Origin of the sequence: Paracoccus binzhouensis (assembly GCF_016446475.1) — a bacterium.
GTDB classification, from domain to species: domain Bacteria; phylum Pseudomonadota; class Alphaproteobacteria; order Rhodobacterales; family Rhodobacteraceae; genus Paracoccus; species Paracoccus binzhouensis.
Genome location: NZ_JAEHFP010000110.1, coordinates 1 through 14,357 on the forward strand (window position 1 = coordinate 1; position 14,357 = coordinate 14,357).

A 14,357-nucleotide genomic window follows, 5' to 3' on the forward strand; every position below is an offset into this window, starting at 1 on the left:
CATCGCCGGCCATGGCCAGCACCGTGGCCGCACCGGCCCCGGCCTCGGCCGCATCCCGCGCCGCGGCCGCCGCCGCCTTCGAGCCGCGCGCCATGCCCTGGCCGTGATCCCCGTCGCCGGCTTGGGCATCGATCTGGCCCAGCATCTCCTCGGCCTCGGCCAGCGCCCCGGCCAGCCGATCCAGCAGTCGGGCGATGCAGGTCCCCGCCTGCCGCGATTCCGCCGAGCCCGGCACGATGGCCTGCGCGGGCTCGACCTGCGGCGCCGCGGCCTGGACCCCGGCGGCGGCGCGCGCCACGTTGCCCTTGCGGAAGGCCGGCGCATCGGCGGGCGCGCGCCAGTATTCCTCCAGCTCGTCATCAAGCCAGAGGATCGACAGCGAGCAGCCCGCCATGTCGAGGCTGGTGACGAATTCGCCCACCTCGGGCTCGACGGCGGTCAGGCCCTCGGCCTCCAGCCGCTGCGAGATGTGATGCCAGAGCACGAACAGCTCTTCGTATTTCGTGCAGCCCAGCCCGTTCAGCACCACCGCGACGCGGCCGCCATGGCCGGCGGGACGCTCGGCCAGCAGCGGCGCCAGCAGCAGCTCGGCCATGTCCGAGGCGGATTTCATCGCCTCGGTGCGGATCCCCGGCTCGCCATGGATACCGAGGCCCAGGGCGACGCTGCCCTCCTCGACGCGGAACAGGGGGGCGCCTTGCCCGGGCAGGGTGCAGCCGTCGAAGGCCACGCCGAAGGAGACGCTGGCGGCATTGGCGCGCTGCGCCACCGCCTCGACGGCGTCGATGTCCAGCCCGGCCTCGGCCGCCGCGCCGGCGATCTTGAAGACCAGCAGGTCCCCCGCCACGCCGCGGCGCTTGGCGCGCTCGGCCAGCGCGGCGCTGGCCACGTCATCGGTCACCGCCAGGATGCGGGCGTCGATCCCCTCGGAGCGCAGCCGCTCGGCCGCGGCGCCGAAGTTCAGCACGTCGCCGGCATAGTTGCCAAAGCCCAGGATGACGCCGCCGCCGCGGTTCGCCGCCCGCGCCACCCCCGCGACCGCGCTGGTCGAGGGCGAGGCGAAGACGTCGCCGGCCACCGCGGCATCGGCAAGCCCGGCGCCGACATAGCCCAGGAAGGCCGGGTAATGCCCCGAGCCGCCGCCCACCAGCAGGGCCACCTTGCCCTGCGGGCCCGGCGCCGCGCGCACCGCGCCATGCGGGACCGCGACCACGCGGTCGCGATGCGCCGCGCAGAAGCCCGCAAGGGCGGTCGCGGCAAAATCCTCGGGATTGTCAAACAGTCTGGTCATGGCGGCTCCTCCTGCCGGCAAGAATGGTGCGGATATAATCGCGGTTCTGCGCGCAGACGCCCAGCCCGTCGCCGCCGTAATGCTCGACCAGGAAGGGGCTGTCGAAGCCCAGGTCCAGCGCCGCGTTGATGGCGGACCGCCAGTTGATCGTCCCGCCCAGAAGCGGCGCGGGATGGGTCATCACCTGCCCGGTCGCGCTGTCTTCCATCCGGTAGTAGTTCTTGACGTGCCAGTAGCCGGCAAACGGCAGGCACAGCCGGATCATCTCGGCCCAGGGCTCGACGGGGCGGTGCAGCCGGATCAGGTTGCCGATGTCGATGTTCAGCCGCACCGCCGGGTGGTCCACCTCGGTCACGAAGCGCAGGGCGTCGCGCGCGGTGCCGAGATAGGTGTCCTCATACATCTCCAGCGCGATCGTGACCCCGCAGCCCTCGGCATGCCGGGCAAGGTCGCGGATCCGCTCGACCGCCAGCCGGTAGGTGGCGGGATCGTCGGGGTTGCGCGGCCCCTGCTCGGTCCAGAACCAGGTCGCGCGCTGCTGCGCCGGGGTCAGCGGGCCGAAGAAGCCGAAACTGACATGGCGGACGCCCAGCTCGGCGGCGGTGTCGATGACCCGGTGGCCATAGGCGAGATGATCCGCGCCATGCTCGGGATCGATGACGCTGCGCCGCGAGGTCGAGATGGCCGGGATGTCCAGCCGCAACCCCTTGCAGATAGCCACGAATTCCGCACGCCGCACCTTGTCCAGATCGGCAATGCGCAGCCAGGAATCGGTCGGGTCCACCGCATCGAAGCCCGCCGCCGCCACCTCGGCCAGGGTCTCGGCCCAGGTCTCGGCCGGCGCGTCCTGCACCAGACTGCCGTCGGGCAGCACGCCGGGAAACGGGATCATCGCCGCCGCGATCGGCCAGGTTTCAGGCGTCCAAGCCCCGCTCATGGCCGGGCCTGCGCGATCAGGATGGCGCTTGTGAATGACGGCATGTCTCCCTCCCCCTCGAATCATCCCCTGCCCGTGTCTAGCGCAGGGTTTGTCAGGCTTCAATTATTTTGTATACAGAATGCAGAAGGCATGATTGACTTGCGGATCGGCTCTGCGTAGCCAAGACGGATCTGAGGGAGGGAGAGCAGCGTGGACGAATCCAAGCTCCGGACGGCGGGACTGCCCGACACGCCGAACCGCATCGAGCGGCATTCGCTGCACGACGCGATCCTGACCCGCCTGCGCGACATGATCATCGAGGGCGAGCTGGCCCCCGGAACCCGCATCAACGAGGGCCAGGTCGGCGCCTTCCTGGGCGTGTCCCGCACCCCCCTGCGCGAGGCGATCAAGTTCCTGGCCAGCGAGGGGCTGATCGAGCTGATTCCCAGCCGCGGCGCGGTGGTGAAGAAATTCACCCCCAAGGAGGTTCGGGACATGATCGACGTGCTCCGCACGCTGGAACAGCATGCCGGCCGCCGCGCCTGCGAGGTCGCGACCGAGACCGGCATCGCCCAGGTGCGCGACCTGCACGACCGGATGCTGGACTGCTATCGCCGCCGCGACCGGCTGGCCTATTACAAGCTGAACCAGGGCATCCATACCGCCATCGTGGCGCTGGCCGACAACGCGGCGCTGGCCGATGTGCATGCGCTGCTGCAGACCCGCCTGAAGCGGATCCGCTTCATCGGCCACGAAGGCCCCGAGAAATGGGCCAGCGCCGTCGCCGAGCACGAGGAGATGATCGCCGCGCTGGAGGCGCGCGACGCCGACCGTCTGGCCGCGATCATCGGCCGGCACCTGGACCAGGCCTGGGAGCGGGTGAAGCACGCCCTGGCCGACTGACGCCAGGATGCGGCGATGGGCAAGCCGACCTTTCACGACATCGCCCGGCTGGCCGGCGTCGGCACCGCCACCGTCGAGCGGGTGCTGAACGGCCGCGGCGGCGTGCGGCCCGAAACGGTCGAGAAGGTGGTGCTGGCTGCCCGCGCCCTCGACTATCCGCGCAAGCTGCCCGACACGCATCGCGGGCTGATGCGGATCGAGGTGCTGATGGTGCGCCCCGAGACGACCTTCTATCGCCGGCTGTCGCGCGCCTTCGAGCGCATCGCCGCGACGCTGGACCCGCTGGTCGTGGTCCATCGCAGCTTTACCGAGGAAATGAACCCGGCCGAGATCGCCGGCCGCATCGCCTCGGCCGGCGCGCGCCGCGCCGGGCTGATCCTGGCGGTGCCCGACCATCCGCTGATCCGCGCCGCGGTCGAATCCGTCGCCGCCCGGGGCGTGCCGGTGGTCCATGTCGTCACCCGCGCCTCGGACCGGGCGGGCGAGTTCGTCGGCATCGACAATTACGCCGCCGGGCGCAGCGCGGCGATGTTCATCGCCCGCATGAGCCCGCGCGCCGGCCGAGTCATGGCGATCTGCCATCCGATCTATCGCGTGCATCGCGACCGCATCCGCGGTTTCTCGGATTATTTCGCCGAGCATCCCGGCCGCCTGTCCTTCGACTGGGTCGGCTTCGGCCGGGACGAGGAAAGCCGCCATGCCGACCTGCTGTTCGCGGCGCTGAACCGGCATGCCGATCTGGCCGGGCTCTACAATGCCGGCGGCGCCAATGCGGCGCTGATCGAGGTGCTGCGCCGGCATCCGCGCGGGCGCGAACTGTTCTTCGTCGGGCACGAGCTGACCGACTATACCGCCCGGGCGCTGCGCGACGGCATCATGGACGTCGTGCTGGACCAGGCACCCGAGGCGCAGGCCCGCCGCGCCCTCGATCTGGTGCTGCGCCGCACCGGCCTGACCGAGATCGAGCCCGACCAGAGCCCCATCCGCTTCATCACCATCACCGCCGAGAGCCTTTGATCTGATCTGATCAAGGAAGCTTTCGGCTTCCGCCGGCCGCCCTGCTACATCTTGCCGCAGGAGGAGAGGCCGGCAGGCCATGGCGCGCGGCGCCCTCCGTCACGCCACCCATCGCTTAGGAGAGCGTCATGGACGATCTGCAATTCGGCAAGCGCAACAAGCGCGGCGACTGGGCGCCGAACCGGCCCGTCGAGACCGCGCCGCTGTTCGCCTTTCCGCCACGGCTCAGGGCCATCCTGCACTGGCTGCCGCATTACTTCCTGCCTTGGAACGTGATCTTCGCCGCCTCGGCCGTGGCCTATTGGGCCTGGGTGATCCCGCCGGTCGAGACCATGCAGAGCATCGGCCTGGGCTGGGTCGCCCGGCTTTATGCGGTGAACGCGCTTTGCGTGCTGCTGTTCTACGGTGCCTTCGAGCTGCATCTCTACGTGCTGCGCCGGCAGCAGAACCGCTTCAAGTACAACGGCAAGTTTCCCTCGGAACAGCGCAGCAAGGCCTTCTGGTTCGAAAGCCAGAACATCGACAACATCCTGCGCACCTTCCTGTCCGGGGTGACGATCTGGACCGGGGTCGAGGTGGTGATGCTGTGGGCCTATGCCAACGGTCATGCGCCCTGGCTGGGCTTTGCCGAGAACCCCTGGACGCTGGCGCTGGTGGCGCTGGTGGTGCCGATCATCCACGAATTCCACTTCTTCTGCATCCACCGGCTGATCCACACGCCGCTGCTCTACAAATGGGTGCATTCGGTGCACCACAATTCGGTGAACCCCTCGCCCTGGTCGTCGCTGTCGATGCATCCGGTCGAGCACCTGCTGTATTTCGGCACCGCCTTCTATCACCTGGTCCTGCCCTCGAACCCGGTCCTGATGCTCTATCAGCTGCATTACGCCGGCTTCGGCGCCATCCCCGGGCATGTCGGCTTCGACAAGATCGAAATCGGCGCGGACAAGCTGGTCGATAGCCATGCCTATGCCCATTACCTGCACCACAAGTATTTCGAGGTGAACTATGGCGACGCCCTGATCCCCTTGGACCGCTGGTTCGGCACCTGGCACGACGGATCGCCCGAGGGCGAGGCGCAGATGCAGGAACGCTATCGCAAGCGCAAGGAAAAACTCGCGGCCCGCAAGGCCCGCACCGAAACCAAGGGAGCCACCGAATGACCGACTGGATCACTGCCTGCAAGCTCGACGACATCGAACAGGAAGGTGCCATCCGCTTCGACCACGGCAGCCGCACCTATGCGATCTATCGCGCCCCCGACGACAGCGTCTGGTGCACCGCCGGCCTGTGCACGCATGAGGCGATCCACCTGGCCGACGGGCTGGTGATGGATTTCGAGGTGGAATGCCCCAAGCATTCGGGCGCCTTCGACTATCGCACCGGCGAGGCGCTGCGCCTGCCGGCCTGCGAAAACCTGCGCACCTATCCGGTCGAGGTGGTGGACGGCGAGGTTCGCGTGGCCCTGTAGGGGCCGCGCACGCACCAGGAGCCCGCGGGGGCCGAGGAACGCAAAAGGGTGCCGGGCACCCAAGGGAGGAAGAATGAAACGGATTCTGGTCGCGGCCTCGGTCGCCGCATTGATGACGACTGCCGCGCAGGCAGAGACCATCGGCGTCTCGATGCAGAGCTTCGACAACAATTTCCAGACGCTGCTACGCGAGGGCCTGCAAGGCCACGCCGCAGAGCTGGAGGGCGTCACCCTGCAGATCGAGGACGCGCAGACCGACGTCGCCAAGCAGTTGAACCAGGTGAACAACTTCATCGCCTCGGGCGTGGACGCGATCATCGTGACGCTGGCCGACACTTCGGCCGCGCCGGGCATCACCGCGGCGGCGGACCAGGCGGGCATCCCGCTGGTCTATCTGAACCTGGAGCCGGCGAATATCGCCAGCCTGCCGCCGTCCGAGGCCTATGTCGGCTCGCGCGAGGCGGAATCGGGCAAGCTGGGGGCCGAAGCCGCCTGCGACCTGCTGCAGGCCAAGGGCAAGGAGGCCGATGCGCAGGCCTATATCCTGATGGGCGATCTGGCGCATGAGGCGGCGCGGGAACGCTCGGCCTCGGTGCGCGAGGCGCTGGCGGCGGGGGCGTGCAAGGGCGTGACCATCGCCGACGAGCAGCCGGCGGCATGGCAGCGCACCAATGCCATGGACCTGACCACCAACTGGATCACCGCGGGCCGGCCGATCGACGCGATCTTCGCCAATAACGACGAGATGGCGATCGGCGCCATCCAGGCGCTGAAGGCGGCGGGCACCCCGATGGAGGATGTGGTCGTGGTCGGCATCGACGCCACCCAGGACGGCCTTTCCGCGATGCAGGCGGGCGAGCTGGACGTGACCGTGTTCCAGAACGCCGCCGGCCAGGCCGGCAGCGCGCTTGATGCCGCGCTGGCGCTGGCGCGGGGCGAGACGGTGGAGCAGCAGGTCATGGTGCCCTTCGAACTGGTCACGCCGCAGAACATGGCCGCCTTCGCGGGCCGCAACTGACCTCCCCTGCCGGCGCGGCCTCCTCTCCGCGCCGGCCCTTTTATCCAAGCGGAGAGCAAGATGGACGGCATGGTCATCATCGGCGCCGGCGAATGCGGCACGCGCGCGGCCTTCGCGCTGCGCGAGGCGGGCTGGACCGGCCCGGTCACCCTGGTCGGCGCCGAGCCCGGCCTGCCCTATGAGCGCCCTCCCCTCTCGAAACCCGAGGGCGGGTCGGTGCAGCGCAAGGCGATCTGCCGGGCCGAGGCGCTGGCGGACGCCGGCATCCGCTACCTTTCCGGCACCGCCGCCGCGGCGCTGGACCCCGCGACCCGGACCGTGTCGCTGGAGAATGGCGAGGTGCTGCGCTATCACCGGCTGCTCCTCGCCACGGGCGCAAGGCCCCGGCAGCTGGCCTGTCCGGGCGCCGAGCGGGCGCTGGATTTCCGCAGCCATGCCGATGCCGAGGCGATCTTTTCGCGCGTCGCGCCGGGCCGATCCGTCGCCATCATCGGCGCTGGCCTGATCGGGATGGAGCTTGCCGCGGTGCTGATCGGAAAGGGCGTGCGGGTGCATGTCATCGAATCCGCCCCGGCACCCTTGGGCCGCGCCGTGCCCGCGCATTTCGCCCGCCGCCTGCACGACCGCCACCTGGCCGAGGGCGTGCGCTTCCATCTCGGCCAGACCGTCGCCGGCATCGACGTTGCGGGGGTGGCGCTGTCCGGCGGCGGCGTCATCGCCGCCGACCTGGTGGTTTCGGCCATCGGCGTCCTGCCCGAGACGGCATTGGCCGAGGCAGCCGGGCTGGCCACCGGCAACGGCATCCTGACCGATGCGCAGTTGCACAGCAGCGCCCCGGGCATCCTTGCGGCGGGGGATTGCGCGGCGGTGGCCGAACCGGGTGGCGGCCATCTGCGCCAGGAAAGCTGGCGCAACGCCCGCGCCCAGGCCGAGACCGCTGCGCGCAACATGATGGGCGCGGCCGAGCCCTTTGCCGCACTGCCCTGGTTCTGGTCGGACCAATACGACCTGGGCCTGCAGGTCGCGGGACGGCCGCGCCCCGAACATCAGGCGATCCTGCGCCCGCTGCCCGGCGGAGAACTGGCCTTCTATCTCGAAGCCGGCCGGCTCGTCGCCGCGGCCGGGCTGGACGCGGGCAACGGCGCCGCCCGGGACATCAGGCTGGCCGAGATGCTGATCGCCGCCGGCGCCTGCCCCGACCCGGCGCTGCTGGCCGATCCGGCGGTCAACCTCAAGGCGCTGCTGAAAAGCGCGCAGGCCGCCTGATGCAGCGACTCGAGGTCTTTCAGTCGCTCTGGGCCATGGAGCGGCGCCATACCGACGGGCGGGAACGCAGCCTCGACGAGAACATCGCGCTGATCTCCGGTGCCGGCTTCGACGGGATCAGCGCGCATTACACCAGCCGCGCCGAGGTCGCCCGGCTGGACCGCGCCCTGGCCGGCACCGGCCTCGGCATCGAGGGCGTCTGCTTTCCGAAGACGGTCGAGGATCTGCGCCGGCCGCTGGAACTGGCGGCCGAATTCCCGGTCCGGCACCTGAACCTGCAGCCCGACATCCGCCTGCGCCGGGTCGAGGATTGCCTGCCGCTGCTCGACGGCTGGCTGCGGCTGGCCGAGGATGCCGGCGTGCCGGTGCTGATCGAGACCCATCGCGACCGCATGACCACCGACCTGCTCTTCACCCTGGACCTGCTGGACGCCCGGCCCGGCCTGCCGCTGCTGGCCGACCTGTCGCATTTCCTGGTCGGCCGGGAATTCGCCTTTCCGGTCGGTGCGGAAAACCACGCGCTGATCCACCGCATCCTGCGCAACGCCTGGGCCTTCCACGGCCGCGTCGCCTCGCGCGAGCAGGTGCAGGTCGAGATCTCCTATCCGCATCACCGGCCATGGGTCGACCTGTTCCTACAATGGTGGGACCACGGCTTCCGCGACTGGCGCGCCCGCGCGCCGGCGGATGCGGCGCTGGTCTTCACCTGCGAGCTGGGCCCGCAGCCCTATGCCATCACCGGCCGCGACGGCAACGACAGCACCGACCGCTGGGCGGAATCGCTGATGCTGCGCGACATGGCCCGCGCGTTGTGGGCGGGCGACCGCGGCTGATCAGCCGGCCCCGAGGACCGTCGGGTCGAACGCCGCCAGATCCATCCCCTGCGTGATGCCGCAGGGATAGAAGCCGGCCCGATAGACGGCGAAGACCTTCTCGAGCAGCGGATCCCCGCCCTTGACATACCGGGCCAACGCCACGCCCTTCAGCGTTTCGAGACTGTCATAGGCCACGGTCAGCCAGAATTCCTCGGCCGGCGTGATGGTCTTGCGGATCTTCTTCTTGCGCAGATCGCGCTCGAAATCCCCCATCGCGTTCCATTGCGCCTCGGCGGCGGCGTCGATGATCGCCCTGCCCTCGCGGCCGGCCGGCGAAGACCAGAATTCGGCAAGCCTCTGTTCGAGGCTGTCGCGCCAGATCCGGTATCCCGGCGGCGGATCCTGCTCGTTCTCCAGCAGCATCGCCTCGGCCAGGTCGCGGATGACGACGGAGCCTTGGGGCAGCAGCTCCGGCCGACTGCCGGAGAGCATATGCGCATCGGCAAGGAACCGAACCGGCTCGAGCACGTGATCCGTATCCATGTCAGAAGCCGGCCTTTCTCAAGCGACACCAGTGCATTGCCCGTTATCGGGGTTCATCGTCATAGCCTTGGGCCGGAATTTCAAAATGCCAACCCACTTGCCCCTGCAGGCGAGCAGCCGGTATTTTTTGGATCACCTGTCTTGATGAAGGATACGAACCTCGTCATTGCCCATCTTCATCGCAAGATAATCCCCGTCAACGGCACGCACGTTCTCTGTCTTTTCGAAACGCGCAGGACAGACCGCTATCCCGGCTATATCCTTGCATCATTGCGAGATCCGCAGAACTTTCGCCGCAACAAGAAAATCGTCAACCGGGATTCTCAATGCAGCGCCTGCTCGCACGGGCAGTTCCCACGACCCTTTCACGGAAGCTCATCGCCTCCCATACTGCGCAACTGTCCCTGCCTCAAAAATGGTCCCGGACTATCTTACAAGATCCCACCATTCATCCTCCTTGAACGAGGAGTCCAGTTGTTCATAGCCGGATCCCAGAAACTGCGTTTCCAGAACGACGTCTGCGTGCCCCAAATCTATCGGCTCCGATTCATCCGCAGCAAACAGAAGATGGTTGGATTTCAGATCAAGGAAAAGGGGCCTATACAGAATCTGCCCGACAACGATGGCATTCAGCGGGAACTGTTCGAGCCAGAATTGATTTGCGGACAGGTTGCGATTTGCAAACAGGTCCACCGATCCGTATCTCCCTCCGTCACTGATCGCCAGAAACTCGTCCCAGAAGGCCGAACCGGAATTCGGCCGAGCGATCCCTTCCGGCACATCCCCAATCAACGGGGCGGCCGGTTCGCTACGCAGTTTCTCCCTCAGCGACTCTATGCGCTGTCTCAGACGGTCATTCATGGTGGTCCTACGATATCGATGACGATCGGTGTGCCCGGCGGCAGATTTCTAATCTGCGGCCAGATCTGCTGGGTGCCGATATGCCAGTTGGTGAAGCTGTCAAGGAATCGCAGATTACTTGCTGCATCCGGGCCGTTCAACTGAAGCTCGTGAACATGATCCGGTTGCATCCGTTGCGTTACCCTCTCGATGAGCTTGTTGGCAAAGGCGGGATTCCTTTCGCCATACTGGTTCCATATCCGCCGAATCATGTCCTGCCTGTATGCCCGTGTGACCGCGGGATCGCGTGACACGGGACTCGCGGCGCGGGACAACAGGCCCTGCTCGCCCAGCTGTTGAAGTGCCTGTGCTTTCCTTTGGAATTCGACGCGCGGCATTCTTGGGTCATATTCAACCCTCACTCGATGCGGAACCACCCCGCCGCACCCGTTCAGCCCCAGGGGATCCACCCAGCCGTTCGGATCGGCGACATAGCCCTGGGGCCGGAAGCCGCCCTCGAGGCCGATGGGGTCGGGCGCCAGGTATTGCGCCGCGTCCGGGTCGTAATAGCGGAAGCGGTTGTAATGCAGCCCGCTTTCCGGGTCCAGGAACTGGCCCTGGAAACGGATCGGGCAGTCCGGCGCCGCGTCGTCGTTGGCGGCGCGGCGGCGCAGATCGGCGATCTCGCCCCATAGCGACGGCTCGGCCCGCCAGACCACCTCGGCGCCGTCCTCGGAGAACATCTCGCGCGGGGTGCCGATATGGTCGGTGACGATGTAATGCAGCGCCCCGTCCTGGACCTGCGCCAGCGGGCGGAAGCTGCCCGGCTCGTAGACCCAATGCCGCGCCGCCTGCCATGCCGCGCTGCCGTCGGCGGCCAGCGGCGCCTCGGCGATCAGCCGGTCGCCCTCCCATTGATAGGCGGCGCCCTGCCCATCCGACAGCCGCGCGACGCGGCGGCCGAAGGGGTCGTAGCGATAGCGCCAGCGCCGGCCCTCGGGCGTTTCCAGCGCCGCCATCTGGCCCAGCCCGTCCCATTCCATGCGCCAGATGCGGGGGCGGAAGCCGGGCTCCTCGATGCGCTTCTCGATCACCCGGCCGCAATCGTCGTGACGATAGAGGACCTTGCCGCGCCGCCGCACCCGGCCGCCGGCGGTCTCGACCGGCTGGGCCACGCCCGCCTCGATCACCGCCGCAAGGTTGCGGGCCGGGTCGTATTCGAACTGCTGCAACGGCGCCTTGTCGCTGAGCCGCGCGGTCACCTGGCCGCGGACGTCGTAGCGGTTCTCGATGCTGCCCATGCTGCGGTCATGGATCGCGGTGGCGCGGTCCAGGCGGTCCCAGGCATAGCTGCGATGCAGCCGCGCCCCCATGCGGGTGGCGTCGCCGAAGCCGCTGGCGGCGCCCAGCCGGCCCAGCCGCGCCTCTTCGGGCAGGCGGGCGAAGGGGCCGGCGATCTGCTCGGCCAGGTTGCCGGCGAGGGTGTGGCCCTGCGACAGGGCGAAGCCCGCCCCGGAATGGCGCAATTGCTCAAGCCCGCGCGGATCGTGGCGGAAGCCCAGCGGCTGGTGGCCGGCGACGGTCAGCGCCACCGGCAGGCCGGCGCGGCTATAGGCGGCGGTCAGGTGCAGCACGTCGCCCGAGCGCGCGATCCTTTGCCCCGCCAGGTCGTAATCCGAGGCGATCTCGCGCCCGTTCAGCCGCTCGGCGACCACCCGTCCCAGCGCGTCGTAATCGTATTCGACGGTCGCGTCGCCGTTCTCGGCCCGGACCAGCAGGCCGCGCCGGTCATAGGCGAAGCGCGTCTCGGACCAGCCCTGCCCGTCCTGCACCCGCATCCGCACGAGCCGGCCGGCAGGGGACCAGTCGTAATGGCGCTGGCTGCCATCGGGCGCGGTGGCCAGGATCACCCGCCCCGCCGCGTCCAGCGCATAGCGGGTGACCAGCCCGGAATAGTCGCGCTCGGCCACCACGCGGCCGGCGGGGTCATAGCGGTATTCGTAGCGTTCGCCCCGTTCGTTGACGACGGCGGTCAGCCGCATCTCGCGATCATGTTCAAACCGCAGGCGATGGCCCTTGGCGTCCACGGTCTCGAGCGGCAGGTCGAAGGCGCCGTAGCGGTAATGGCGGGCATTGCCGTCCGGGTCGATGATGGCGGAAAGCTGGCCCTCGGCGTCCCATTCGATCCGCGTCGCCGCGCCGTCCGGGCGCTCGACGGCACGGACATTGCCGCGCGGATTGTCGGGGCCGCGCGTCACGTCGAAGCGGGTCGCGGCGCCGATCTGGTCGGTCGTCCACAGCAGCCTGCCCTCGGTGTCGCGCAGGCTGCGGACCTCGTTGCCGTCCGGGTCGCGGAAACGGTTCGGCCGCATCAGCGGATCGTAGAAGATGCGCTCCTGCACGTCGCCGGGCATGTCGATGCGCAGCACCTCGCCCTTGGCGCCAAGGCCAAGGCTGGTGACGCGGCCAAGCGCGTCGGTCATGCCGACCAGGTTGCCGCGGGCATCGTGGCGGAACGCGCTGCGGTTGCCGGCCGGGTCGGTCACGGCGCGCAGCAGCCCGTCGGGGCCATAGTCCCACTGCGTCACCGCGCCCTCGGGGTCGGTGGCGCGGATCAGATTGCCCGAGGCGTCATAGGCGAATTCGCTGCGTCCGCCCAGCGGATCGACGCGCGCCGTGACGTGGAAGGCCGCGTCCCATTCGGTCAGCCAGACCTGCCCCGTCGGGTCGGTCTCGCGCCAGACCAGGCCGTCCTCGGTCCAGTCCCAGACGGTGACGGCGCCCTCGTCGCTGCGGGTGACAGTGCGGCGGCGGGCCAGGTCATAGTCCAGGGTGCCGCCGGCATGGCCGCTGTCGGACCACAGCCGCCGGATGCGGCCATCGGGCCCGTATTCGTAATGGACATGCGTGTCCTTGGCGTCATGCCAGCCGGTCAGCCGGCCCTGATCGTCATAGTCGTAACGCAGATCGCCGGTCTGGGACGAGCGCACCTGCACCAGCTGCCCGGCCCGGTTGTAGTCCCAGGAAAAGACGCAATCCTGCCCGTCCGGCGCGTCCAGCACCGCGTGGCGGATCAGCCCGCCGGCGCTGTGGACGGCCAGGGCGAAACCGTCGGAATGCTCGACCCTGCGCAAGCCGTCCGGACCGTAGAGGAAGGCGATGCGGTTGCCGTTGCGGTCCTCGATCCGGGACAGGCGGCGGGTGTCGCCGCCCTCGTCGGCAAAGACCAGGAAAAGCTGGCTGCGGCGGTCCAGCACGAACAGCTCGGCCGAGCGGCGGCCCAGCAGCTCCAGATGCGGAAAGCGCAGGTTGTGGCTGAGAACCTCGTCGCCGGGGGTGTGGAAGGTGATGAGCGTGCCTTCGTCGTTCTGGAAGGTGACGGTCTCGGGCCCCATGCGCAGGTGCTGCGCCCAGGTGCCGGCCCAACCCTTGCCCTGGATGCCGGTGGACTCGACCGCATGGGTGCGCTGCAGTACCAGCGGGATGGTGCCGGGAATGGCCAGGTCGGTGCGTGTCTCCATGAAGCGGCCGGTGGCCACGTCCACCGGGCAGCCGAAGCCGGTGCGGCAGCCGTTCGGCGCCTCGCCTGCATGAGCGACCGAGGGATCGCCGCCCTTGGGCCTGCGGCCACCGATCGGCAGCAGGTCCGCCGCGATCACCGCGAGATTCGCCAGCCGGCTTTGCCAGCCCACGTCGATGGCCAGCGCGATGGCGCTGGTGTCGATGTCGATGGCGATGTTGGGCACGCCGTCGTTGATGGTGCCGTCGCAGGTGGTCTTGTGGCCGATGCGGGCGATGGGCCAGTTGTTGGCGAAGACCGTCTCGGCCCCCTCGGCTACCTTCGAGACGGCGTGGTCCGAGCAATCGACCACGTCGTTGACCCGCGCCACCGGCTTGTTGCGAAAGAACACGTTGGCCGAGCCGGTCTTGATCGTGCCCTTGTTGGTGCCGTATTGCCCGGCGACCGAGGCGAAGCCGAAGCCGATGCCGCCGACCAGACCCGCCGCGCCGGCCGCCGCCACCGCCAGCATGATCGGCCCCAGCGCCGCGCCGGCCGTCACCACCACCAGCGCCGCCACCGCCACCGCCGCGACCGCGCCCAGCACCATGGCCCCCAGCGACCAGCCGCTGACATGGGCGATGGGATGGCCGACCGTCGCCGGCATCTCGCCGTCCTCGGCGATGCGCTCGAAACCCATGGCCTCCATCGCCCAGCCGCCAAGCGCCTCGCCGGCCTTGAAGCCGATGAAGCCGGCGACCATGCCGGCCGCGAC

At 68.9% G+C, this 14,357-nt stretch carries 12 protein-coding genes; 7 read left to right on the plus strand and 5 right to left on the minus strand.

The window, feature by feature from the left end; all coding sequences use genetic code 11:
* Both I9P22_RS19355 and I9P22_RS19360 read right to left on the minus strand, forming a co-directional pair.
* Window positions 1-1,291 (minus strand): dihydroxyacetone kinase family protein (locus tag I9P22_RS19355; protein ID WP_199261258.1); only part of this gene is annotated, 1,291 nt, incomplete at its 3' end.
* Complete coding sequence (locus I9P22_RS19360; protein WP_199261260.1) at window positions 1,275-2,228, minus strand: sugar phosphate isomerase/epimerase family protein; 954 nt, start codon at window positions 2,226-2,228, stop codon at window positions 1,275-1,277. The genes I9P22_RS19360 and I9P22_RS19355, both read right to left, overlap by 17 nt.
* Before the next feature lie 192 nt (window positions 2,229-2,420).
* On the opposite strand from I9P22_RS19360, the gene I9P22_RS19365 reads away from it, so the two are divergent.
* The 7 genes from I9P22_RS19365 (at window position 2,421) to I9P22_RS19395 (ending at window position 8,718) form a co-directional block, all read left to right on the plus strand.
* Window positions 2,421-3,113: a GntR family transcriptional regulator gene (locus I9P22_RS19365; RefSeq protein ID WP_199261262.1), complete on the plus strand. Its 693-nt coding sequence runs from the start codon at window positions 2,421-2,423 to the stop codon at window positions 3,111-3,113.
* A gap of 15 nt (window positions 3,114-3,128) precedes the next feature.
* Window positions 3,129-4,130, plus strand: coding sequence for a LacI family DNA-binding transcriptional regulator (locus tag I9P22_RS19370; RefSeq protein WP_199261264.1), 1,002 nt, complete (start codon window positions 3,129-3,131; stop codon window positions 4,128-4,130).
* 128 nt (window positions 4,131-4,258) lie between these two features.
* Complete coding sequence (locus I9P22_RS19375) at window positions 4,259-5,293, plus strand: sterol desaturase family protein (protein WP_199261266.1); 1,035 nt, start codon at window positions 4,259-4,261, stop codon at window positions 5,291-5,293.
* On the plus strand, window positions 5,290-5,601 hold the full coding sequence (locus I9P22_RS19380; protein WP_058096930.1) for a MocE family 2Fe-2S type ferredoxin: 312 nt from the start codon (window positions 5,290-5,292) through the stop codon (window positions 5,599-5,601). Before I9P22_RS19375 ends, I9P22_RS19380 begins: the two co-directional genes overlap by 4 nt.
* 73 nt (window positions 5,602-5,674) lie before the next feature.
* Window positions 5,675-6,619 (plus strand): substrate-binding domain-containing protein, encoded by a 945-nt coding sequence (locus I9P22_RS19385; RefSeq protein WP_199261268.1) that lies wholly within the window; start codon window positions 5,675-5,677, stop codon window positions 6,617-6,619.
* Window positions 6,620-6,679: 60 nt separating this feature from the next.
* Window positions 6,680-7,885 carry an NAD(P)/FAD-dependent oxidoreductase gene (locus tag I9P22_RS19390; RefSeq protein ID WP_199261270.1) on the plus strand — a complete coding sequence of 402 codons (1,206 nt, stop codon included), beginning with the start codon at window positions 6,680-6,682 and terminating at the stop codon, window positions 7,883-7,885.
* Window positions 7,885-8,718, plus strand: a complete 834-nt coding sequence (locus I9P22_RS19395) for a sugar phosphate isomerase/epimerase family protein (protein ID WP_199261272.1) — start codon at window positions 7,885-7,887, stop codon at window positions 8,716-8,718. The genes I9P22_RS19390 and I9P22_RS19395 overlap by 1 nt, the downstream gene beginning before the upstream one ends.
* On the opposite strand, the gene I9P22_RS19400 is transcribed toward I9P22_RS19395, so the two are convergent.
* From I9P22_RS19400 to I9P22_RS19410, 3 genes are all read right to left on the minus strand, one after another.
* On the minus strand, window positions 8,719-9,243 hold the full coding sequence (locus I9P22_RS19400) for a hypothetical protein (protein ID WP_199261274.1): 525 nt from the start codon (window positions 9,241-9,243) through the stop codon (window positions 8,719-8,721).
* A gap of 426 nt (window positions 9,244-9,669) precedes the next feature.
* Window positions 9,670-10,104 (minus strand): hypothetical protein, encoded by a 435-nt coding sequence (locus tag I9P22_RS19405; RefSeq protein WP_199261276.1) that lies wholly within the window; start codon window positions 10,102-10,104, stop codon window positions 9,670-9,672.
* Window positions 10,101-14,357: RHS repeat-associated core domain-containing protein (locus tag I9P22_RS19410; protein WP_199261278.1), on the minus strand; the 4,257-nt coding region annotated here is incomplete at its 5' end. The genes I9P22_RS19410 and I9P22_RS19405, both read right to left, overlap by 4 nt.

What these genes read in the sequence shown, in the direction of transcription:
- I9P22_RS19360 (WP_199261260.1), bottom strand. Translation starts at nt 2,228, where the DNA reads ATGAGCGGGGCTTGGACGCCTGAAACCTGGCCGATCGCGGCGGCGATG.
- I9P22_RS19370 (WP_199261264.1), top strand. Translation starts at nt 3,129, where the DNA reads ATGGGCAAGCCGACCTTTCACGACATCGCCCGGCTGGCCGGCGTCGGC.
- I9P22_RS19375 (WP_199261266.1), top strand. Translation starts at nt 4,259, where the DNA reads ATGGACGATCTGCAATTCGGCAAGCGCAACAAGCGCGGCGACTGGGCG.
- I9P22_RS19380 (WP_058096930.1), top strand. Translation starts at nt 5,290, where the DNA reads ATGACCGACTGGATCACTGCCTGCAAGCTCGACGACATCGAACAGGAA.
- I9P22_RS19385 (WP_199261268.1), top strand. Translation starts at nt 5,675, where the DNA reads ATGAAACGGATTCTGGTCGCGGCCTCGGTCGCCGCATTGATGACGACT.
- I9P22_RS19390 (WP_199261270.1), top strand. Translation starts at nt 6,680, where the DNA reads ATGGACGGCATGGTCATCATCGGCGCCGGCGAATGCGGCACGCGCGCG.
- I9P22_RS19395 (WP_199261272.1), top strand. Translation starts at nt 7,885, where the DNA reads ATGCAGCGACTCGAGGTCTTTCAGTCGCTCTGGGCCATGGAGCGGCGC.
- I9P22_RS19400 (WP_199261274.1), bottom strand. Translation starts at nt 9,243, where the DNA reads ATGGATACGGATCACGTGCTCGAGCCGGTTCGGTTCCTTGCCGATGCG.
- I9P22_RS19405 (WP_199261276.1), bottom strand. Translation starts at nt 10,104, where the DNA reads ATGAATGACCGTCTGAGACAGCGCATAGAGTCGCTGAGGGAGAAACTG.